This is a genomic window from Thermococcus atlanticus (assembly GCF_054657855.1).
This window is the reverse complement of sequence record NZ_BAAHXX010000001.1, coordinates 1,602,287-1,621,780: the sequence shown is the minus strand read 5'-3', so window position 1 is coordinate 1,621,780 and position 19,494 is coordinate 1,602,287. Positions and strand designations below refer to the sequence as shown.

The following is a 19,494-nucleotide window of genomic DNA, read 5'->3' as shown; positions in this document are numbered from 1 at the left end:
CTGAGGGTCATATAACCTGGGCACTGAAGTGCCGCGGTAGCCTAGCCTGGTAGGGCGCCGGCCTGCTAAGCCGGTGGGCGTGGTCCCTCAGGGGTTCAAATCCCCTCCGCGGCGCCATATTCTACGCCGGGATAGCCTAGAGGTGAGGCGGTGGACTGCAGATCCGCTTTACGGGGGTTCAAATCCCCCTCCCGGCTCCACACCAACCCTTTGCTTCGCAAAGCGTTGGCGGAAGATTAGTTTGATCAAAAGTTTGTAGCTCTTCTTTGGAGCATTGGTTTTCAGGGGTTTCTGATTGGGATTTGACTATATTCAAGTGAAAACTCATTTAAGGACTCTTTTAATGAGGTTTAACTTAAAAAGACGCCCCGCGGGCGTCGTAAGAAAGTAAACCTCCAGCTTGAAGGCTGACCTCCTCCCCGCCCTGAAGGGTGAGGGTTCAGCTTTAGTCCCCCGCTAATTGGCGGTTCGGTTTGCGGACCCATCACTTACTCCCGTTACCGGTTTCAGTTCAGCCCGCAGGCCCGGTCTAAGGCCAATTACCCCTCACCCAAACGGGATTGGGGTTATGGTTCAAAGGCCACCCTTAGAGTTTTGACCGCCCAACGGCGATTTTTGAAAGGACGCCTAATGGCGTCAACCACTCCAAGGTGGAGTGGTAACGTGGAACCCCTCCTCTCATCGGGTCGTCTTACGATGGTCTCTTCGAGGTCTTACTACGCTCCAGAGTTTAAAAGGGTCTCGGCTATTTAATGCCTGTTGGACAGTTCATTGCATCCCCACCGCAAAGGGGAGGAGGTCAGACCGAATCTCAATCAGTGAGGTTTATAAACCAGGGCAGGGACATGCTCTCCGGTGGTGGTAATGCTCAGGGTCAGGGTCATGGGAAGAAGGATAGAAAGGGAAGTCGAGTGGAGGAGGGGCATGAAGGTGAGAGATGTCCTCCGTGAGCTGGGCTTCAACACGGAGAGCGCGATAGCTAAGGTCAACGGAAGGGTGGCACTCGAGGATGAGAACGTAAAGGATGGCGATTACATTGAGGTCATCCCCGTAGTTTCCGGGGGATAATCCCTTCTTTACAATCCAAAAAGAGAAAGTGGATGGAATTACTCCGCGAGCCTCTTCTTCATGAAGTCCTCAAGGCTGTCCATGGCCCTCTCAAGTATCTCAACCGGCGGCAGGAATACCGCCCTGAAGTGACCGGCACCGTTCCTTCCAAAGCCGGAGCCGTGGACGAACAGGACATGGGCGTTGTTGAGAACATCGAGAACGAACTCCTTGTCGCTCTTCCACGGGCCATCCTCAATCTTCGGGAATATGTAAAACGCCCCCTCCGGCTTCTGGGCGCTTATGCCCGGCATCTCATTGAGGCGCTTGTATATGTAGTCCCTCCTCTCTCTGAGCTTTGCCATGTAGCTCCTGAGGTAGTCCATAGGGCCTGTCAAACCACCTATTGCCGCCTTCTGGGCAGGGGTGCTTGGGCACAGCCTTATCCTTGCCATCTTATCTATGGCCTCCCTGAGCTCCGCAAGCCTGTCCTCCGGGTCGACGTAGTACATGTAACCGAGGCGCCAGCCTGTGGCGAAGTAGACCTTCGACATGCCGTTCATTACTATTACAGGCACATCCTTCGTGAGCGAAGCTGGAGAAACGTGCTGCCCCTCATATGTCATGAGGTCGTAGATTTCATCGCTTATGACAAAGATATCATGCTCTCCGGCAATGTCGAGTATTTCCTTCAGAACTTTCCTGTCATAGAGTGCACCGGTGGGGTTGTTGGGGTTGATAACGGCTATGGCACGGGTTTTCTCCGTTATCCTCTTCCGGATGTCATCGACGTCAGGCTTCCAGCCCTCCTCCTCAACGCTCCTGTACTCAACGGGAACTCCATCGTAGAACTTCACCAGTCCCACGTACGGCGGATAGCTCGGCCCGGGTATGAGCAGCTCATCGCCGGGGTTTATTGATGCGCCGAATATAAGCTGGAGGGCTTCTGTGACGGCTGCGGTAACACGGACGTCCTCGGGGGTTATATCAACGCCGTTCTTTCTCCTCTCGCGCTCAACTATGGCTTCCCTGAGCTCCCTATCTCCCTCACTTTCGCCGTAGTAGTTGTGGCCCTCCATAATGGCCCTGCAGTAAGCTTCCTTCATGTGCTCCGGAGGCTGGAAGTCAAATTTAACCGGATCACCTATGTTCAGGCGGATAACCTTTATCCCCTTCCTTTCAAGCTCCCTTGCGGGAAGAACAACATCCCTGATGGCATACTCAATTCCCATGGCTCTTTTAGATGCGTGAATCATTCCAATCACCATCAGAACTTTGATTAGTCATCCCTAAAAAGTTACCGTTAACGTCTGGGGTTGCTGGTGTTTGCGTGGAATGCGGGTGCAAAACTAACCCTCAGCCCGTTAACAGCTAAGCTTAAAAATCCAGAAGAAAATAAATGTTCAGGCGATGACGATTAGCAAGCAAACTGACTCGATGCACAATGATGACGTGAACACCCTCCGAGCCTACTCCCAGTACGCCAGGCCGATGTACCTGTCGGCACCTCCGTAGTAGAGGTAAATTCTCCCGCCGTGCTCAACCATGCCCTCGATGAAAACGACGTTGTCAACCCATCCGTTGGTTTCCCACTCATGGGTTGGTTCCAAAATCGGCTTTTCGCTCCTTGCCACCAGCCGGGTTGGGTTTTCCCTGTCAAAAACCGCTATCCCCGCCTTGTATTTTCTAACACTCCCTTCCATGCCCGCACTGTTGTATATGAGCACTATGCCGGAGTCCGTCATCAGTGCCGGCGGTCCGGGCTCGACGAGGATGCTGTCGAATTTGCCTTTTCTCGGCCTCAAAACGGGCTCCTCCACGTACTCCCAGTGGATTAGGTCCTTCGAATGTGCCAGCCATATGTTTGAGTCCCCGAAATACATTATGTACTCCCCTTTGAACTCGCCGCCCGGCATCTTCATCGGCAGAATTGCCCCGCTCTTTGTCCAGTCGCCGGTTTGAGGAAATTCCTCAAAAACAGGCCCGTGCTTTTTCCATGTCACAAGGTTCCTTGACGTTGCCAGACAGAGCCTCGCCGTTTTCCCGTCGTAGCCGGTGTATGTCATGTAATAGGTGCCCCCAACCTTAACAACCCTCGGATCCTCGACTCCCCTCTTTTCATACTCATGCTCGGGCTCGATTACCGGCTCCGGATGCCTCAAGAACTCCATGCCGTCTTTGCTCAGGGCCAGCCCGATCCTCCCCGTTATGTCATCGTCCATGCCCTCCGCCCTGTAGAGCATTACTACCATGTCCCTTTCCTTTATCACTGCGGCGTTGTATATGTTCTTTGAGTCAAAGCCCTCCTCCGAAGGGGACAGAATCGGGAAGGACAGCTTTTTCAGGGGAGGCACCAGCACATCTCCCTCATGGATTTCAAAGTTCAGCAAGTTCTACACCTCCAGGATGACTTCCTTTTCAGGCTCCAAATTGGTTTCCTCATTAAATACACGGATTTTTAACTTTTTCCCTCCGGTGATCTTAACAGCCACCCTGTCCTTCCTGATCCTCAGGTGTATCCTGCTCCCCCTGAAGCGGAACCGAAGGGCAAACTCCTCCCACCCCTGAGGCAGGTTCGGGCGGATTTCTAGGATATCGCCGCTGATGTCGACCCCGCAGAAGCCCCTGAAGAGAATCTGCCAGAGCCCTCCTGCCGTGGCAAGATGGAAGCCGTCCTTTGTATTTCCGTAGAGGTTGTGAAGGTCTATATATGCGCATTTCATGAAGTAGTTGTATGCTATGTCATCATATCCAAGCCATGAGGCAATTATGGCGTAGGTGGGCATGGAGAGGGAGGATGCATGGGTGGTTCTCGGGAGGTAGTAGTCGAAGTTTTTTCTGATGTTCTCCGTGTCAAACTGCTCCTTCAGAAGATACTGCAGGGCTATCACGTCGGCCTGCTTCACGAGCTTCGTTCTGCCGAGGTGTTCCCTGATCTCCGCCGGCAGCCTCTCTTCTCCAATGCCGTATGGGTCGACCGTGTAGTCGGGCAGCTCAAAATATCCGTCGAACTCCTCCCAGATTCCATCTATCTGCCGGGGGATGTAGATTTTTTCCGCAATTTTCCTCCAGCTTTCAGCTTCTTCCTCGGTTATCCCTGCTGCCTCTGCAACCCTGCTCCAGGCCTCATTTTCCTTTGAGAGCTCGAGGTATCTGGCCGCAAGGAGGAGGTTGTATCTCGCCATCATATTCGTGAAGAAGCTGTTATTGACATGTTCGTGATACTCATCCGGTCCGATCACCTTTTCAATCACGTAGCCTTTATCCTTGTCGTATCTGACCCTGCTGGCCCAGAAGCGTGCGGTTTCAAATATAATCTCCAGCCCGTATTTCTCCATGAAGTCATTATCCCCCGTGAATCTGTAGTACAGCTCAACCGCATATGCTATGTCGGCCGTTATGTGGTGTTCCTCCTCACCGGTGTATATTCTGATGGCATTTTTTCCAGTCATGTCCGTGGGTATTGCGGGAGGGGTTGCCTCGTAGCCGTCATCCGCCGACTCCCACGGAAACTGTGCCCCCCTGTAGCCGTTGGCCCTCGCATTCTCCCTCGCAGCGTCCAGATTGTTGTAGCGGTAGACCAGCATCTCCCTCGCCTTTTCAGGAAAGACCGCCATAAAGAAGGGCAGTGCATAAATTTCGGTATCCCAGAACACATGCCCCCTGTAGCCGAATCCATGAATGCCCCTGGCCGTCAGTGAAATTCTGCTGTCGACCGGCATGCACTGCATCAGGTGGAACAGACTGAAGAGCAGCCCCTTCTCTGCCTCCTCATCCCCTAAGATTCTCACTTCCGCGGCACTCCAGAGCTCCTGCCAGTATTCCCTGTGCTCCCTGTAGAGAACGTCGAATCCAGCGTTTTTAGCGTCTCTGAGCTTTTTCAGAACAGGATGCTCTATGTCATCCTTCCCGGAGGTGTATGAAATCACGGCATAACGGATGAATTCGTACTCCTTCCCCTCCTCAACATCAAGCTGGAAAACCTCCGCAATGCCATCCGTATTCTTAACGATGAATCTCGAATGCCTGCAGCTGACGGCCAGAGAGCTCGCAATCCCTATTCTGTATCTCCCGTCGGTGGTCTCGACTTCGGTGTATATTGCATCATCATGGGAGCTGTGCCTTTTTACACGGTAATGTTTTGCTGTTATCTCTTCACGGTACAGGGGATTCACTGTATCGGTATTTATCGGGGAGATTATGGTCAGGGTGCCGGATCTGCCGGGCTTCACCCTGAACTTAAGGATCACCACCTCCTTTCTGCTGCCGTGCACAATCCTCACACTTTCGTATCCCAGCGTTCCCCCCTGCTGCAGTTCAACCTCGACCTCCGTCCTCAGCACAGCCTCTCCGATGTCAAGCTCCCTCTCATACCTCCTTATCCTCTGGGTGCTGAGGCTCAGCGGCTCACCATTCAGGAACAGCCTCAGACCAACAGCACGGGGTGCATTCACAATTTCACGGTAGAAATAGGGGGTATAATCATAAACACCTGCTATCGTGGTTCCGTAAAGGCTCGGCTCCAGTTCAACCTCCCCGCGGATGCCGAGGTATCCATTTCCGAGGGTTAAAATAGTCCCGTAAAAGGCCTCTTCTTCCGGACTGTATCCATCAAAGCTGAAGCGGTATCTCATCCTCTTACCTCCTCCCGAGCTATCAGAGCCACAAGGGCATCAGGATCAAGCTCGCTGAAATCTTTAAATCTGATGTGTGCGTCGAGCTCCGCCTCCCTCTCATAACCCAGCGTGAGCAGGCCGAGCTCCTTCGCCGCCCTCACCCCCGCAGGTGCATCCTCAACCACGAGAAGGGTTCCTATGCCGGGGAACTTCGACCTCATCTCCTCAACAGCCAGCTTGAAAACCTCCTTTTTCGTTGGAGCCATTCCGCTTACGTTTATGTCAAAAAGGGAACCGAGGGGGATGGATGTGCCCTCCACATTAACCCTTATTCTCTCCGCAAGCTTTGTCGCATTCTTTGAAGCCGATGCCAGAGCATGCCTGACCCCGAGCTTCCTGCTCTTCACCAGAAACTCTATCGCTGCCTCATTGATTCCGTACTCTCCTCTTTCAAACATCTCATTGACGAGCCTGTTCTTGAACTCCGCGAACTCGTGCAGAAGTTTCTGCCTTTTTTCCCCATCCGTGGCACCGAATTTCTCATATATCCCAAGCAGCTGCAGTATGTTGTGCGCACCCTCATACCTCGGCTTTCCTGAGACATACCTCACGTAAAACCCGTGATCAAAGCCGCTGGCACCGTAGTGTTCAGCCGCCCTTCTCCATGCCTCCTCGTGGGGAGTGAAAACGAGAACTCCATCGAAGTCCCAGATTATTCCAACACCCTCCAACACCTTCACCCCTGTGCTTTGATTATCCTTTCAATCACCACTTTCTGGGCCTCTATGTCCTCAACCTCCGCATCAAAGCCTCCAACCGTGACCTCACGGGTTCCCAAGTCAAGAACAAAGTTGCTTATTATGCCTGCCCTGTTGACCGAGCGTGCTTTTCCGGTTAGCTTTACGGGCTGGCCGTCCTTAACGTACCGGCCCTCAACGGTGACCACAGGGACATATCCCAGCCTGAATAGGGCCTCTATCTCGTTCAGGGCTATTGAGAACTCCAGGAAAGTCTTGGGATAGACATCGGGTGTGTGCTCCCAGCATATAACCTCCTTAGCTTTCATCCACAGGTTATTGTGTATGTTCAAAAGCCTGAGCAGCAGGTCTTTTTCCTGAATCTCATAGCCGTAAATCTCGGAATTTGAAACCGGGAGCTTCCGGGCGCTGAAGAATCTCCTCTTGGAGTAGACCGCCACGGAGAGATCAGAGATCACGAGGAGGAAGTTGCCGAGTTCGGAGGTTCTGATCTTGACCCTGTCCCTGAACCTCTGGAACTCCTCGAAGGTTTCGTTCTGGGGATACACCAGCAGGTAGAGGTTGACGCCCCTCTGGAGGGCACCCAGCAGGTAGGGCTGTATCTCACTGAAGATTGTGTAGGGCAGCTCCGCCCGGATTTCTACCTCCGCGGAGTTTATAATCTCAATTATGGCCGCCAGAATGCCCTCCAGGCTCCTGACTATGGAGATGTAGGGCGTCTCATCCTCCGTTCTGTTTCTCAGCTTTACCAGCTCTTCCCTGAGGCTTTCTTTAAGGATGTCCAGCTTCATCTTCTGGACATCGATAAGGGGCACAATGTCACTTGCCACGTAGATTCTCGGTCTGCCCGCCGATGCCTTTACAAACCCCTTCCTTATCAGGCTCTGGATTATGTTGTAGAGCTGGGGCTGGTGCACATCAAGCAGGTCAAGCAGCTCCTTTACAGTTGCTCCGTTTTTCATCCATATTGTGAGGTAAACTTCCGCCTCTCTCTTTGTAAGACCGAGCTCCTGAAGCTTCTCAGCGAGAGATGCTATTGAATCATCCATACCCATCACCCTCTCATGGTTCTATTTTGAAGTTTTTACTATTTAAATATTATTGAGAATATAGAAGAAAAGTTTATATAATATGATTATAGTATAAAATTTGAAGAGCCTCACATGAGGGGATGTCTGATGAAAAAGGCCTACAGCTTGATTTTGGTTTCAATCCTCCTACTGGGCGTAGCTGCAGCAGGGTGCATTGGTGGTGGAGGGACGACATCAACCAGCTCTTCGGCTCCGACGGTTACAACGCAGACCGAGGTTACCACCAAGACCACAACACAGACTCAGATTGAAAAGAAGGTTTTCATAAGATTCGCTGGATGGAGCGCCGGAGAAACTGAGATGAAGAACTACCAGAAGATTATTTCCGAATTCGAAAAGAAGTATCCCAATATCGAGGTCAAATACGAGGTAATAACCCAGATGTTCCATGAGAACATACTCGCCTCCTTTGGAGCAGGAGTTGCCCCCGATGTTTTCTATGTGGACAGCTCGTGGTCTCCAATCTTCATTGACAAAGGCGCCCTTTATCCGGTTTCAGACCTGGCAGACAAGAGCTTCACTGATCAGTTCTATCAGTTCCTCCTTAAGCCGTTTGAGAAGAATGGAAAGCTCTACGGTATTCCAAAGGACTGGAGCATGCTCGTGCTCTTCTACAACAAGAAGCTCTTTGAGCAGGCTGGCATCACAAAGCCCCCTGAGACATGGGAGGAGCTTGAGCAGGATGCCAAGATTATAACCGAAAAGACGGGTGTTCCGGGCCTGGCGATATATCTCGGCGGTTTCAACAGGTATGTGCCCGTTGCCGTGAGCAATGGGGCGCCCAAGCCATGGTTCGAGAAGGCAAGCGACGCATCATGGTTCGACAACCCCGTGGTTAAGGAGACCCTCACATGGTACATCAACCTCTACAGAATCGGCAACGTGCAGATGCAGAAGGAGGGCAAGAAACCCTACGTTGTTCAGCCGAGCGATGTTGGTGCTGGATGGCTCGGAGATGCATTCGGCCAGCAGAAGGTTGCCATGGTCATAAGCGGAAACTGGATGATTCCCTTCCTCGCCGACCAGTTCCCGGACTTCAAATACGGCACTGACTGGGACATGGCGCCTCTGCCGGCCGGGAAGGACGGTAGGGTTACGATGGCATACACGGTTATACTGGGCATAAACGCAAAGACCAAGAACCCCCAGCAGGCATGGGAGTTCGTCAAGTTCGTCACAGGGCCGGAGGGACAGAAAGACCTCGTGGTCAAAGCGGGCCAGACGCTGCCGAGCATAAAGGGATTTGAAAACGATCCAGACATGTGGCCACAGCACAAGAAGACCCTCTCCTTCATCCCCAAGTACAAGGACCTCATAGTCTTCATCTGGGGTCCGAAGAGCGGAGAGCTTGAGGGCAAATTCAGCGATACAATGGCATCAGCAATGAGGGGAGAGATCACGCCCGAGAAGGCCATCGAGGTTATGAAGCAGCTTGTGCAGGAAGAATTCAGCAGCTGAGGGGTGATTCCATGTTTTCATTTTCTTCTTTTTACGAGAAATCCCGGAATAAGGATATTATGGCGGGTCTGTTTCTTATATCCTTCGCAGTCATATTGAATCTGGTTTTTGGATACTTTGCCATGGTGTTTGCCTTCTACCTGAGCTTCTTCAAGTGGGATTATATCGGAAAAATGCAGTTTGTTGGCCTGCACAATTATATGATAGTCATCCGGGATCTGAGCAGGGGTTTCCACGGATACCCCTACATACTGGCCCCGTTCTACACGGGCCTTAAGAACATTTTAATCTATACCGCACTTGTGGTTCCCATTCAAACCTTCCTCGCCGTTACTCTGGCGGCTTTTGCCAATCAGAAGATTAAGGGGCAGCAGTTTTTTAAGGTGTCATATTTCCTCCCCGCCACAACGAGCTCCGTGATAGTCGGGTTGATTTTCATCTGGCTGTTCATGAAAACGGGCTTCATAAACTACATCCTCGTCCACATAATTCCCGGATTCAAGCCCGTTGACTGGATAAACAGCCCGCATTATCTCCTGCTGGCGATTGCTCTGGTGGCCATATGGGGAACAAGCGGGCACTTCATGGTGTCGTTTTTGGCGGCGATGCAGGCGATTCCGAAGGATATGTATGAAGCGGCAATGCTGGATGGTGCCGGCCCGATACGGAGGTTCTTCTTCATAACCATCCCCATGCTGAGGCCGATGATAACATACGTCGTTGTGATGGGACTCATAGGGGCACTTCAGATGTTCGACCTGGCATGGATAATGGCGGGAGCAAATGGAGGTCCGGCAGGAGCAGGATACACGGTTGCGCTGGATATCTATAACGAGGCTTTCACCAGAATCAGGCCGGGCGTGGCAGCGGCAAAGAGCTGGTTCCTCTTTGCCATAATATTCACCACAACCTATCTCTTCCAGAAAAAATACGGGAGGGCCATGAAATGACGCCGAAAGAAAGGGAGAGACTCATCAAGAGGATATGGAAGGTGGTAACATACGCAGTCCTTATTACATTTGCTCTCGCCTATTTAATGCCCTTCATACGCTCTCTTGTGGCCTCTTTCATGACATGGGCTCAGGCGTCCTACTATCCCCCTCAGTGGATACCCCATCCCTTCACGCTGGAGAACTACCAGAAGCTCTTCAGGCTTGAGCTTTTCCCCAGGTGGGTAAGGAACACCGCACTTTATGCGGGCCTCATAATCGCCGGAAACATAGTGTTCTCCAGCATGGCTGGATATGCATTTGCAAGGCTGGAGTTCCCGGGCAGGGATGCAATATTCTCCGCCCTGCTGTCCCTGCTGATGATACCGATGTTCGTGACTCTGGTGCCGAACTACGTCATAATATACAAGCTGGGCCTGATAGACAACATATTCGGACTGGCCCTGCTCGGTCTGGTCAACGTCTCAAGCATCTTCCTGATGAAGCAGTACTTTATGTCGCTGTCCGACGAAATCTTCGAAGCGGCCAGACTTGACGGCTGCGGGCCGATAAAGGCCTTCTTCCACATCGCCCTTCCCCTGGCCAAACCTGCCCTCGGAGCTGTGGCGGTATATCAGTTCCTGGGCTCGTGGAATGCGTTCATAGGCCCGCTGATATTCCTCCGTTCCCCCGAGAACTTCACGCTGCCCGTGGGCCTGAGCTTTGCCTTCCAGAGGGCCATGTGGACGGAATACACACCCATAATTGCGGGTTCGCTTGTGGCTTCGGCGCCCACGATAATACTGTTCCTGATTCTGAATAAGTACCTCATCAGGGGTATTGTGATTACGGGAGGGAAAGGCTGATGGCGAGGATTTTGCTTAAAAACGTCACCAAAAAATTTGGAGAAGTTACTGCCGTCAAAAACCTTACTCTGGAGATTAAGGACGGGGAATTCATGGTTCTGCTGGGACCGTCCGGATGCGGAAAGTCCACGACCCTGAGAATGATAGCAGGGCTGGAAACCCCCACGGAGGGCGAGATATGGATCGGAGACAGGCTCGTCAATGACGTCGACCCCACAAAGAGAAACGTTGCCATGGTGTTCCAGAGCTATGCCCTCTATCCCCACATGACCGTCTTCGGGAACATCGAGTTTCCCCTGAGGATGTCGGGAGTCCCCAAGGAGGAGCGCATAAAGAAGGTTAGGGAGGTTGCGGAGTTCCTCGGAATTGACAGCCTCCTGAACAGAAAACCGAGTGAGCTGAGCGGCGGCCAGCAGCAGAGGGTTGCACTCGCAAGGGCACTCGTCAGGGAGCCCAGGGTCTTCCTTCTCGACGAACCCCTGAGCAACCTCGACGCCAAAATAAGGACGCAGATGCGTTTTGAGCTCAAGAGGCTCCTGAGCTATGAGCTGGGGATCACGACCGTCTATGTGACGCATGATCAGGTTGAGGCAATGACGATGGCCGACAGGATTGCGGTTATGAACAAGGGCATCCTCCAGCAGGTCGGAAGTCCGGATGACATATTCTACAGGCCCAGAAACACATTCGTGGCGACGTTTGTTGGCAGTCCCCCCATGAACCTTGTTGAAGGGGAGATAGTCGAGAGGGAAGGAAGGGCAGTATTCGAAGCGGGGCATTTTTCCCTTGAGCTGCCGGGGGACGTTCCGCGTGGGGAGGCAATACTCGGCTTCAGGCCCCAGCATGTAAGAATAAGCCCCCATCCTGCGGAGGGCTTCATAAAAGGGGAGCTGCTTGGGGTGGAAAAGCTCGGAGTCGAGAACTTCGGCCACATAGGGTATGGAGAGCTGGAGATAGTCATACGCCTGCCCGAGGACATAAAAACCACGGGAGGGGAGATTTACTGGAGGCCTGAGGAGGGAAAAATATACCTCTTCGACCCGGCCACAAGGGAGGCCATATACGGATGAGCCCACCGCAAAGCGTTAAGTTTATTATCTTCACGTTTTAATTTTAAATTATGAACATCTTCATCCCACTTATAATCGGCCTGCTGATGGGATATGCGGGAAGAAATCATTCTCCGAGGGTCAAAAGGCCGCTTGATATCCTTATAAGCGTCTCCCTGCTGGCACTGATATTCTTCATGGGAGTCGAGGCGGGAAAGGTTGAGATAAGTGCATCGTGGCTTTTCGGAGCATCGGTAATCTTTGCGTTGCTAACCATAGCAGGAAGCCTTGGCTTTGCACTGATACTGCGGAGGCTGGTGGGATGAGGTTCCTTTACCTTGTCCTTGGGGCCCTTACAGCGGGTCTGATAACGGGTAAAGCTTTTTCTCCCGATTTTGGCAACCTCTATGAACTAATGCTGTACACCCTTATATTCTTCATCGGAATAGACCTCGGGATGAGCAGCATGGAGGGGATAAAGAGAGTCGGCAGATTTGTTCTTTTACTGCCCCTATCCACAATGCTCGGCTCCCTGCTCGGCGGTGTGCTTGCATCCCTAATTCTCGGGATATCCCTCAGATGGGGGCTGGCGATTGCCGCTGGCTGCGGGTGGTACAGTCTTACAGGCCCGCTAATTGCCCAGTACTCTGCTGTCTATGGAGCCCTTGGATTTCTGGCCAACCTGACAAGGGAAATCATGACGGTGATACTCTATCCGCTCGCCTCGGGAAAGATGCAGAGAGAGCCGCTCGTTTCAATTGGAGGGGCGACGACGATGGACACAACGCTACCCATAATAAGAAAGTTCGGGGACAGTGAAACAGCGGTGGTGGCTTTTGTGCATGGGTTCATTCTCACCGCGGCGATTCCCTTCATAATCCCCCTCATTCTCCAGCTTTTCCCCTAAGGCCAAAAACGTTTTAAAGTCAAAGTTGAAGGCCTATCCGAACTATCATGGTTCATGGCTCAGGGGTGTCCGCAGGAGCCCACTGGGCCGCTCTCTGGAGGTGAGAGAATGAAGTATCCAAAGCAGATAAGAACATACTGCCCCTACTGCAGAAAGCACACTATCCACAAGGTCGAAAAGGTAAAGAAGAGGCCGAGGAGCGAGCTCAGCCAGGGTCAGAGAAGATTCAGGAGGATCATGAAGGGTTACAGGGGTTTCCCGAGGCCCAATCCGGCCGGCAGGGAAAAGCCGGTCAAGAAGCTCGACCTCCGCTTCCGCTGCACGGTCTGCGGTAAAGCACACACAAGAGGAAAGGGCTTCAGGGTTAAGAAGTTCGAGCTCGTGGAGGTGAGCTGATGGCACTTCCAAAGAACCTCATTCCAATGCCGAGGTCAAGGTTCCTCAGGGTCAAATGCATTGACTGCGGCAACGAGCAGATAGTCTTCAGTAATCCGGCCACAAAGGTCAGATGTCTCGTCTGTGGCGCCACGCTCGTGGAGCCCACGGGCGGTAAGGGCGTCATCAAGGCCAAGATTTTAGAGGTTCTTGAATGAACCTTTTCCTTTTATCCGGGCGTGTCTGAAATTAGTGATGGTTAAGTTATGCGGTTGCCCTTCAGGTGGTTTTTCCATGAGAGTGTTCGGTAAAGCATCAAACAAAACGACCCCAACTTTAACTTTAGACACTCCCCTTTCTCCTAAACTTTAAAAACCTCCCCCTCCAAATAAAAGAGGACAAGAAAATTTTGAGGTGGTTAAAATGCCAAGGAAAGCGAGGGAATATCCCGAAGAGGGAGAGTTTGTGGTTGCAACGGTCAAGAACATTCATCCTTACGGTGCTTTTCTCACGCTGGACGAGTACCCCGGAAAGGAGGGCTTCATGCACATCAGCGAGGTGGCCTCAACGTGGGTCAAGAACATAAGGGACTACATCAAGGAAGGGCAGAAAATCGTGGCCAAGGTAATCCGCGTCGACCCGAGCAGGGGACACATAGACCTGAGCCTTAAAAGGGTCAACCAGCAGCAGAGAAAGGCCAAACTTCAGGAGTTCAAGAGAGCCCAGAAGGCTGAAAATCTGCTGAAAATGGCCGCAGAGAAGATCGGGAAGAACTTTGAAACTGCCTGGCGTGAGGTATGGGTCCCCCTTGAGGAGGAATACGGCGAAGTTTATGCGGCGTTTGAAGACGCTGCCCAGAACGGCATCGAAGTCCTTAAAGGCCTGATTCCCGAGGAATGGCTCGCCCCGCTCGGTGAGATAGTGCTGAGCTATGTTGAGGTTCCAACCGTCACGATAGATGCTGAGTTTGAAATCACGGTTCCAAAATCAAACGGGGTTGAAATCATCAAGGAGGCCTTAATCAGGGCAAGGGACAGGGCAAACAAGGAAAACGAGGTGGAGGTTAAATTCACATACCAGGGAGCCCCCAGGTACAGGATTGACATAACGGCTCCCGATTACTACAAGGCCGAAGAGGTTCTTGAAAGCATCGCCGAGGAGATCCTCAGGGTCATAAAGGAAGCGGGAGGAGAAGCAACGCTGATCAGAAAGGAGAAGAGGATTAAAAAGATCAAGAGGAGAGAGAAATGAGGTTCCGCATAAAGAAGTGTCCCGAATGCGGCAGATACACCCTTATGGAAACATGTCCGGTATGCGGGGCCGAAACAAAGGTGGCTCATCCCCCCAGGTTTTCCCCCGAGGATCCCTACGGAGCCTACAGGAGGAAGCTGAAGAGGGAGCTCCTTGGAATCGGGAGGAATTGAAGATGAAGGAAAGCGTGATATTTGTTTATGAAAGACCGGAACTCAGGGACCCCATATTTATAGAGGGTCTTCCGGGTATAGGGCTGGTTGGAAAACTCGCCGCAGAACACCTGATCCAGGAACTGGGTGCCAGAAAGTTTGCAGACTTATATTCACCGCACTTCATGCATCAGGTCGTTATAAAGAAAAATGCCGTGGTTGAGCTCATGAAGAATGAGTTCTACTACTGGAAAAGCCCGGACAGGGGGCACAGGGATTTGATTATCATCACGGGCGACATGCAGGTGCCCCCAACCGACAGTCCCGGACACTACGAGGTCGTTGGGAAGATGCTCGACTTCGTGCAGGAGTTCGGTGCAAAGGAAATAATTACAATGGGCGGCTATCAGGTGCCGGAGATAGAGGGGGAGCCCAGGGTCCTGGCATCCGTCACCCATGAGGACATGGTCGAAGAGCTCAGGGGACTGCCGGTGGTGTTCAGGGAGGATGAAGGAGGTGCCATAGTCGGCGCCGCCGGGTTGCTCCTTGGCCTCGGCAAGCTCAGGGGAATGAGGGGAATATGCCTTCTCGGTGAAAGCCTCGGCTACATAGTGGATGCGAAGGCCGCAAAGGCAGTTCTGAGCGTCGTTGCCCGGATGCTTAATCTGGAGCTCGACATGAGCGCCCTCGATGAGAGGGCAAAGGAAACCGAGGAAATCCTGAAGAAAGTTCAGGAGATGCAGCGGGCAATGCTGGAGCAGCAGATGCCCCCTGCCCAGGAAGAAGAGGACAGGGGTTACCTCTGAGCCTCCTTTTTCACCTTTAGTTGTGCTACTTAAGTTCCGAAAAGCTTTTTATACCGTGCCACGATTTCTGAATTTGATAATACCAGTGGAGGGATGGAATTGCACATACCGGATGGATACCTGGGACCTTACACATGTGTCTTTTTTTACATAGTTATGATACCCTTCTGGTACAGGGGAATCAAATGGCTCAAGAACCTCCATCCGAGGCAGGTACCTCTCCTTGGAGTTCTGACAGCATTCTCGTTCCTGGTCATGATGTACAACCTGCCGGTTCCTGATGGAACAACGGCCCACATCGTGGGGGGAACGATAATAGCGATACTCATAGGACCGTGGGCAGCAACGGTTTCAATATCCATAGTGCTGCTGATACAGGCACTCTTTTTCGGGGATGGGGGAATCACAACCTATGCTGCCAACGCATTTAACATGGCGGTGGTTCTTCCCTTCGTGGGCTACTATACCTACAGGCTCCTGAGGAAGAAGCTCAGCGATGTCGCGGCTGCAGGGATAGGAGCATACGTGGCGCTTGTGACCGCAGCAATAGTTGCTGGCTTTGAGTTCGGGCTTCAGCCCTACATCCAGCCGGGATACTGCCCGTACACCTTCTGGGTCTCTGTCCCCGCAATGGCATTTGCGCACCTCGTAACAGCCGGGCCGGCGGCGGCGGTTGTAACCGCAACGGTTCTGTGGTACGTCAAGAAATCTCAACCCGAGCTCTTCAGTCTGGGAGAAGCCGAGGCTCTGAGGGGGTGATTGGATGGACAGGCTTACAAAAACTTTCCTCGTCATAATCGGGGTGATGATAATACTCTCTCCAATAGGCATACTGCTCGTTTGGAATTACGGGGACGCATGGGGGGAATGGGATCCCGGTGACCTGGCCGGTCAGGTTCATGAGAAGCTCACGGGGATGGAAAAGCTCTCCAATGCATGGACGCATGCACTTCTGCCCGACTACAACGTTCCGGGATGGGAGGACAAGCTTCATGCATCAATCGGATATATAATCTCGGCGGTCGTGGGGGTTGCCCTCGTCCTCGGGGCATACTACGCCCTGGTAAAGCTCGTGGGGTCGTCTTCCTGATTTTCTGATTTTTATCCTTTTCCACGCCCGGGGGATGAAAATGAGCAAGCTGATAGATAAGACCGTTGAGGAAGTTGCTTCGTTCATAAGGGAGGCGGTATTTTCGGAGAGATATGCGGGCAGGGAGGGCTTCCTTCAATCGGTTGATCCAAGGGCCAAGCTGATAGCGCTTTTGATTTCAATCTCCGTTGTGGTCGGTGCGAGACATATAGCGGTCATTCTCTTTCTCTACTTCCTCCCGCTGGTTATGGCGGCTCTCTCCGGGATTCCCCTCAGGTATTTTATAAAACGGGTGTGGGTTTTTGTGCCGATATTCACCGGTATCATAGCACTCCCGGTCATCTTCAACGTTATAACCCCCGGCAGACCCATCATCGTCCTCTGGAATTCCCCGTACATTGCGGTGACGGCAGAGGGCCTTCATGCGGCGGCGATATTCACCCTCAGGGTAGCAGCGGCAGTGTCATATGCAATCCTCCTGACGATAACGACAAAATGGAGCGATGTGATGAAAGCCCTCTCGGATTTCAGGGTTCCGGGAATTGTGATAACAATAACCACCCTGACCTACAGGTACATATTCCTCCTGCTCAGCATCCTGCTTGACTCGATGTACTCCAGAAGGTCAAGACTGTGCAGGAAGCTCGGTATGGTCGAAAGCTGGAAGGAGGCCGGGAAGAACATGGGGGCCCTGTTCATAAAGACGCAGATGATGGGGGAGGATCTCTACTACGCCATGCTCTCCCGGGGCTATCTCCACTCGGCAAGAAGCCTGAATGAGTTTGAATTCAGGAAAAGCGATGCCCTCTTCCTCACTTCTGCGATACTTCTCATGGCGGTGGTGTTTATCGGTGACAGGTGGTTTATATGAGCCGGAAAATCTATGAGGTCAGAGAGATTTCATACACGTATCCAACAGGAAAAGTGGCGCTGGAAGACATCAGCATGGACATCTATCGGGGGGAGCTCGTGGCGGTGGTGGGGCCCAACGGGGCGGGAAAGACAACCCTGCTTAAAATACTGGACGGACTGATATTTCCCCAGAAGGGAGAGGTGCGATTTATGGGGAAGCCAGTCACGGAGGATGTCCTCACGGATGAGAAAGAGATGGAGTGGTTCAGGAGCAGGGTTGGCTTCCTCTTCCAGAATCCGGACATCATGCTCTTCAGCCCCACCGTCATGGAGGATGTTGCATTCGGCCCCCTGCATCTCTATGAGAAGGAGAGAGCACTGACCGTAACGGAGGAGATAATGAGGAAGCTCGGCATATACCACCTCAGGGACAGGCATCCCTACAACCTGAGCGGGGGCGAAAAGAAGAAGGCATCCATAGCCGCTGTGCTGGCTTTAGACCCCCAGGTTGTTCTCTTGGATGAGCCAACCCGGGACCTTGATCTTAAGAACCGCAACTACATCCTAGGCCTCATAAGGGAGCTCAGGGACGGGGGAAAGACGGTAATAATGGCGACCCATGACCTGAGGGCCATACGGCTTGCTGACAGATGCTACGTCATAAACAGGGAGATGATATTCAGCGGAAGGCCAAGGGAACTTTTCTCCCGCGAGGATATCCTTGAGGAGGCAAACCTTGAAATTCCGGAGATTGTAAGGCTCCTCCGTTCCGTCGGGATAGAGGAGGTTCCGCTGACCCTTGAGGAGGCCGCAGCCCTGCTCACGAGGCATATGGAAAAATGTGGATGGGGGGAGCTCCCTCAGGATGCGGAGGATTAGGCCTTCAGGGCCTCCTCCAGAAGCTCAAGACCAAGGTTGAGGTGTTCCTTAGCCCTCTCCTCACTTCTTGCCTCCGCAAAAATCCTTATTATCGGCTCGGTTCCGCTCGCCCTCACGAGCACCCAGCCATCCTCAAGGAGGATTTTTGTACCGTCTGTGGTGTCAAGCCTTAACCCCCTCTGCCCGGCAATTTTTGCGACCCTTTCAACAGCGGCATGCCTGTCTCCCTCTATACGCCGCTTTGTCTTCACCTGATAGAACCTCGGCAGCTCCGCGATAAGCTCGCTGAACTTCTTCCCGCTCTTTGAGAATATCTCGACTATCTTTGCCGTGGTCATTGCCCCATCCCGGCCGAGAACGAAGTCCGGAAAGATAACGCCGCCGTTTTCCTCGCCGCCCACGAGACCGTTGTGCTCAATGAGCGCCCTTGAAACTATCAGGTCACCCACCTTCGTCTTCATGACCTTTCCGTTGTATTGCCTCGCGAGCTCGTCAATTATGTGGGAGGTTGCTATTGTCGTGACAACAAGCCCCCCGCCGTTTTCCTGAAGCACCGCCTTTACGACGAGGGCAAATGTCTTATCGCCCTGAATGAAGTTCCCGTTCTCATCTATGAAAACCGCCCTGTCGGCATCACCGTCCTGTGCAACCCCGAAGTCCGCCCCGAGGGCCTTAACGATTTTCATGAAGCCCCTGAGGTTCTCCTCGTTGGGCTCCGGATTTCTTGCAGGGAAGTGCCCGTCAGGATGGGCGTTTATGCTGACTACCTTACAGCCCAGCTCCCTCAGCAGATATGGAAGGGTCAGGCTGCCCGCACCGTTTGATGTATCAACGACGACAAAGGGCCGCCTCTTTTTAATGGCTTCAACATCAACCCTGCTCCTGATGGCATCGAGATACGGCCTGATTATATCCTCCTTCCTGACCTCACCAATCTCATACCATTGGGCCGGATCAAAGTCCTCGTTGAAGAAGAGCTCCTCCACAACCGCCTCCCTCTCCTTCTTCAGCCCCAGGCCGTTGGGCTCAAGGAGCTTTATGCCGTTGTACTCCGGAGGGTTGTGCGAGGCAGTTATCACAGCGCCTCCATCTGTGCCAAAGTGCCTGCAGGCAAACTGGATGGCCGGTGTTGGTGCTATGCCCACATCTATGACATCAACGCCCATGCTCAGGAGGCCGCTGATCAGGGCTCCCTCCAGCATTTCTCCGCTCACCCTTGGATCCCTGCCCACAACGACAAGAGGCCTTTTCCTTCCCTCCCTCTTCAGAAGGGTTCCAAAGGCCATGCCGATTTTAAGGGCAAATTCCGGAGTTATCTTTTCGTTTGCAATTCCCCTGACGCCGAATGTTCCGAACAGCTTTCCCATC

At 52.6% G+C, this 19,494-nt stretch carries 22 protein-coding genes and 2 tRNA genes; 18 read left to right on the top strand and 6 right to left on the bottom strand.

The window, feature by feature from the left end:
• Window positions 1-30: 30 nt before the first annotated feature.
• The 3 genes from ACYQ27_RS08675 (at window position 31) to ACYQ27_RS08665 (ending at window position 1,068) form a co-directional block, all read left to right on the top strand.
• Window positions 31-117 (top strand) — tRNA-Ser (locus tag ACYQ27_RS08675).
• An 8-nt stretch (window positions 118-125) separates the two neighbouring features.
• Window positions 126-200 (top strand) — tRNA-Cys (locus ACYQ27_RS08670).
• Between the two features lie 664 nt (window positions 201-864).
• Window positions 865-1,068, top strand: coding sequence for a MoaD/ThiS family protein (locus tag ACYQ27_RS08665; protein WP_456397120.1), 204 nt, complete (start codon window positions 865-867; stop codon window positions 1,066-1,068).
• Between the two features lie 38 nt (window positions 1,069-1,106).
• Here the strand turns inward: ACYQ27_RS08665 and ACYQ27_RS08660 are convergent, their stop codons facing one another.
• The 5 genes from ACYQ27_RS08660 to ACYQ27_RS08640 form a co-directional block, all read right to left on the bottom strand.
• On the bottom strand, window positions 1,107-2,303 hold the full coding sequence (locus ACYQ27_RS08660; RefSeq protein ID WP_460041849.1) for a pyridoxal phosphate-dependent aminotransferase: 1,197 nt from the start codon (window positions 2,301-2,303) through the stop codon (window positions 1,107-1,109).
• A 213-nt stretch (window positions 2,304-2,516) separates the two neighbouring features.
• Window positions 2,517-3,437, bottom strand: coding sequence for a glycoside hydrolase family 130 protein (locus ACYQ27_RS08655; protein ID WP_456453982.1), 921 nt, complete (start codon window positions 3,435-3,437; stop codon window positions 2,517-2,519).
• A 3-nt stretch (window positions 3,438-3,440) separates the two neighbouring features.
• The gene (locus ACYQ27_RS08650) at window positions 3,441-5,681 is read right to left on the bottom strand and encodes a glycoside hydrolase family 65 protein (protein ID WP_460041481.1); all 2,241 of its coding nucleotides are present in this window, start codon (window positions 5,679-5,681) and stop codon (window positions 3,441-3,443) included.
• Complete coding sequence (locus tag ACYQ27_RS08645) at window positions 5,678-6,394, bottom strand: HAD family hydrolase (protein WP_456394784.1); 717 nt, start codon at window positions 6,392-6,394, stop codon at window positions 5,678-5,680. The genes ACYQ27_RS08650 and ACYQ27_RS08645 overlap by 4 nt, the downstream gene beginning before the upstream one ends.
• A 5-nt stretch (window positions 6,395-6,399) precedes the next feature.
• Entirely contained in the window at window positions 6,400-7,470 is a 1,071-nt protein-coding gene (locus ACYQ27_RS08640) for a TrmB family transcriptional regulator (RefSeq protein ID WP_456453984.1), read from the bottom strand.
• Window positions 7,471-7,599: 129 nt separating this feature from the next.
• Here ACYQ27_RS08640 and ACYQ27_RS08635 point away from each other — a divergent pair, with 129 nt between their 5' ends.
• The 15 genes from ACYQ27_RS08635 to ACYQ27_RS08565 all read left to right on the top strand — a co-directional run bounded on the left by ACYQ27_RS08635 (window position 7,600) and on the right by ACYQ27_RS08565 (window position 18,126).
• The gene (locus ACYQ27_RS08635) at window positions 7,600-8,970 is read left to right on the top strand and encodes an ABC transporter substrate-binding protein (protein ID WP_456394782.1); all 1,371 of its coding nucleotides are present in this window, start codon (window positions 7,600-7,602) and stop codon (window positions 8,968-8,970) included.
• An 11-nt stretch (window positions 8,971-8,981) separates the two neighbouring features.
• The gene (locus ACYQ27_RS08630; protein WP_456394781.1) at window positions 8,982-9,920 is read left to right on the top strand and encodes a carbohydrate ABC transporter permease; all 939 of its coding nucleotides are present in this window, start codon (window positions 8,982-8,984) and stop codon (window positions 9,918-9,920) included.
• Window positions 9,917-10,765 (top strand): carbohydrate ABC transporter permease, encoded by an 849-nt coding sequence (locus tag ACYQ27_RS08625; RefSeq protein WP_456453985.1) that lies wholly within the window; start codon window positions 9,917-9,919, stop codon window positions 10,763-10,765. The genes ACYQ27_RS08630 and ACYQ27_RS08625 overlap by 4 nt, the downstream gene beginning before the upstream one ends.
• Entirely contained in the window at window positions 10,765-11,835 is a 1,071-nt protein-coding gene (locus ACYQ27_RS08620; protein WP_456394779.1) for an ABC transporter ATP-binding protein, read from the top strand. Before ACYQ27_RS08625 ends, ACYQ27_RS08620 begins: the two co-directional genes overlap by 1 nt.
• 50 nt (window positions 11,836-11,885) lie before the next feature.
• Complete coding sequence (locus ACYQ27_RS08615; protein ID WP_456394778.1) at window positions 11,886-12,140, top strand: hypothetical protein; 255 nt, start codon at window positions 11,886-11,888, stop codon at window positions 12,138-12,140.
• Complete coding sequence (locus ACYQ27_RS08610) at window positions 12,137-12,721, top strand: LysO family transporter (RefSeq protein WP_456394777.1); 585 nt, start codon at window positions 12,137-12,139, stop codon at window positions 12,719-12,721. Before ACYQ27_RS08615 ends, ACYQ27_RS08610 begins: the two co-directional genes overlap by 4 nt.
• A gap of 108 nt (window positions 12,722-12,829) precedes the next feature.
• The gene (locus tag ACYQ27_RS08605) at window positions 12,830-13,117 is read left to right on the top strand and encodes a 50S ribosomal protein L44e (protein WP_297068832.1); all 288 of its coding nucleotides are present in this window, start codon (window positions 12,830-12,832) and stop codon (window positions 13,115-13,117) included.
• Window positions 13,117-13,314: a 30S ribosomal protein S27e gene (locus ACYQ27_RS08600; protein ID WP_088855978.1), complete on the top strand. Its 198-nt coding sequence runs from the start codon at window positions 13,117-13,119 to the stop codon at window positions 13,312-13,314. The genes ACYQ27_RS08605 and ACYQ27_RS08600 overlap by 1 nt, the downstream gene beginning before the upstream one ends.
• 205 nt (window positions 13,315-13,519) lie before the next feature.
• Complete coding sequence (locus ACYQ27_RS08595) at window positions 13,520-14,347, top strand: translation initiation factor IF-2 subunit alpha (protein WP_456394776.1); 828 nt, start codon at window positions 13,520-13,522, stop codon at window positions 14,345-14,347.
• Window positions 14,344-14,520 carry an RNA-protein complex protein Nop10 gene (locus ACYQ27_RS08590; RefSeq protein WP_456394775.1) on the top strand — a complete coding sequence of 59 codons (177 nt, stop codon included), beginning with the start codon at window positions 14,344-14,346 and terminating at the stop codon, window positions 14,518-14,520. Before ACYQ27_RS08595 ends, ACYQ27_RS08590 begins: the two co-directional genes overlap by 4 nt.
• A gap of 2 nt (window positions 14,521-14,522) precedes the next feature.
• Entirely contained in the window at window positions 14,523-15,305 is a 783-nt protein-coding gene (locus tag ACYQ27_RS08585) for a proteasome assembly chaperone family protein (RefSeq protein WP_456394774.1), read from the top strand.
• 93 nt (window positions 15,306-15,398) lie between these two features.
• On the top strand, window positions 15,399-16,064 hold the full coding sequence (gene cbiM / locus ACYQ27_RS08580) for a cobalt transporter CbiM (RefSeq protein ID WP_456394773.1): 666 nt from the start codon (window positions 15,399-15,401) through the stop codon (window positions 16,062-16,064).
• A 4-nt stretch (window positions 16,065-16,068) separates the two neighbouring features.
• Window positions 16,069-16,395, top strand: a complete 327-nt coding sequence (locus ACYQ27_RS08575; protein ID WP_456453986.1) for a PDGLE domain-containing protein — start codon at window positions 16,069-16,071, stop codon at window positions 16,393-16,395.
• 40 nt (window positions 16,396-16,435) lie between these two features.
• The gene (cbiQ, locus tag ACYQ27_RS08570) at window positions 16,436-17,266 is read left to right on the top strand and encodes a cobalt ECF transporter T component CbiQ (RefSeq protein WP_460041480.1); all 831 of its coding nucleotides are present in this window, start codon (window positions 16,436-16,438) and stop codon (window positions 17,264-17,266) included.
• Window positions 17,263-18,126 (top strand): energy-coupling factor ABC transporter ATP-binding protein, encoded by an 864-nt coding sequence (locus ACYQ27_RS08565; RefSeq protein ID WP_456453988.1) that lies wholly within the window; start codon window positions 17,263-17,265, stop codon window positions 18,124-18,126. Before cbiQ ends, ACYQ27_RS08565 begins: the two co-directional genes overlap by 4 nt.
• Here the strand turns inward: ACYQ27_RS08565 and glmM are convergent.
• On the bottom strand, window positions 18,123-19,493 hold the full coding sequence (gene glmM / locus ACYQ27_RS08560) for a phosphoglucosamine mutase (protein WP_460041479.1): 1,371 nt from the start codon (window positions 19,491-19,493) through the stop codon (window positions 18,123-18,125). The genes ACYQ27_RS08565 and glmM overlap by 4 nt on opposite strands.
• Window position 19,494 lies beyond the last annotated feature (1 nt).

Coding starts and splice junctions, on each gene's coding strand:
- ACYQ27_RS08665 (WP_456397120.1), top strand. CDS start 865: ATGCTCAGGGTCAGGGTCATGGGAAGAAGGATAGAAAGGGAAGTCGAG.
- ACYQ27_RS08660 (WP_460041849.1), bottom strand. CDS start 2,303: ATGATTCACGCATCTAAAAGAGCCATGGGAATTGAGTATGCCATCAGG.
- ACYQ27_RS08650 (WP_460041481.1), bottom strand. CDS start 5,681: ATGAGATACCGCTTCAGCTTTGATGGATACAGTCCGGAAGAAGAGGCC.
- ACYQ27_RS08640 (WP_456453984.1), bottom strand. CDS start 7,470: ATGGATGATTCAATAGCATCTCTCGCTGAGAAGCTTCAGGAGCTCGGT.
- ACYQ27_RS08635 (WP_456394782.1), top strand. CDS start 7,600: ATGAAAAAGGCCTACAGCTTGATTTTGGTTTCAATCCTCCTACTGGGC.
- ACYQ27_RS08630 (WP_456394781.1), top strand. CDS start 8,982: ATGTTTTCATTTTCTTCTTTTTACGAGAAATCCCGGAATAAGGATATT.
- ACYQ27_RS08625 (WP_456453985.1), top strand. CDS start 9,917: ATGACGCCGAAAGAAAGGGAGAGACTCATCAAGAGGATATGGAAGGTG.
- ACYQ27_RS08620 (WP_456394779.1), top strand. CDS start 10,765: ATGGCGAGGATTTTGCTTAAAAACGTCACCAAAAAATTTGGAGAAGTT.
- ACYQ27_RS08615 (WP_456394778.1), top strand. CDS start 11,886: ATGAACATCTTCATCCCACTTATAATCGGCCTGCTGATGGGATATGCG.
- ACYQ27_RS08610 (WP_456394777.1), top strand. CDS start 12,137: ATGAGGTTCCTTTACCTTGTCCTTGGGGCCCTTACAGCGGGTCTGATA.
- ACYQ27_RS08605 (WP_297068832.1), top strand. CDS start 12,830: ATGAAGTATCCAAAGCAGATAAGAACATACTGCCCCTACTGCAGAAAG.
- ACYQ27_RS08600 (WP_088855978.1), top strand. CDS start 13,117: ATGGCACTTCCAAAGAACCTCATTCCAATGCCGAGGTCAAGGTTCCTC.
- ACYQ27_RS08595 (WP_456394776.1), top strand. CDS start 13,520: ATGCCAAGGAAAGCGAGGGAATATCCCGAAGAGGGAGAGTTTGTGGTT.
- ACYQ27_RS08590 (WP_456394775.1), top strand. CDS start 14,344: ATGAGGTTCCGCATAAAGAAGTGTCCCGAATGCGGCAGATACACCCTT.
- ACYQ27_RS08585 (WP_456394774.1), top strand. CDS start 14,523: ATGAAGGAAAGCGTGATATTTGTTTATGAAAGACCGGAACTCAGGGAC.
- cbiM (WP_456394773.1), top strand. CDS start 15,399: ATGGAATTGCACATACCGGATGGATACCTGGGACCTTACACATGTGTC.
- ACYQ27_RS08575 (WP_456453986.1), top strand. CDS start 16,069: ATGGACAGGCTTACAAAAACTTTCCTCGTCATAATCGGGGTGATGATA.
- cbiQ (WP_460041480.1), top strand. CDS start 16,436: ATGAGCAAGCTGATAGATAAGACCGTTGAGGAAGTTGCTTCGTTCATA.
- ACYQ27_RS08565 (WP_456453988.1), top strand. CDS start 17,263: ATGAGCCGGAAAATCTATGAGGTCAGAGAGATTTCATACACGTATCCA.
- glmM (WP_460041479.1), bottom strand. CDS start 19,493: ATGGGAAAGCTGTTCGGAACATTCGGCGTCAGGGGAATTGCAAACGAA.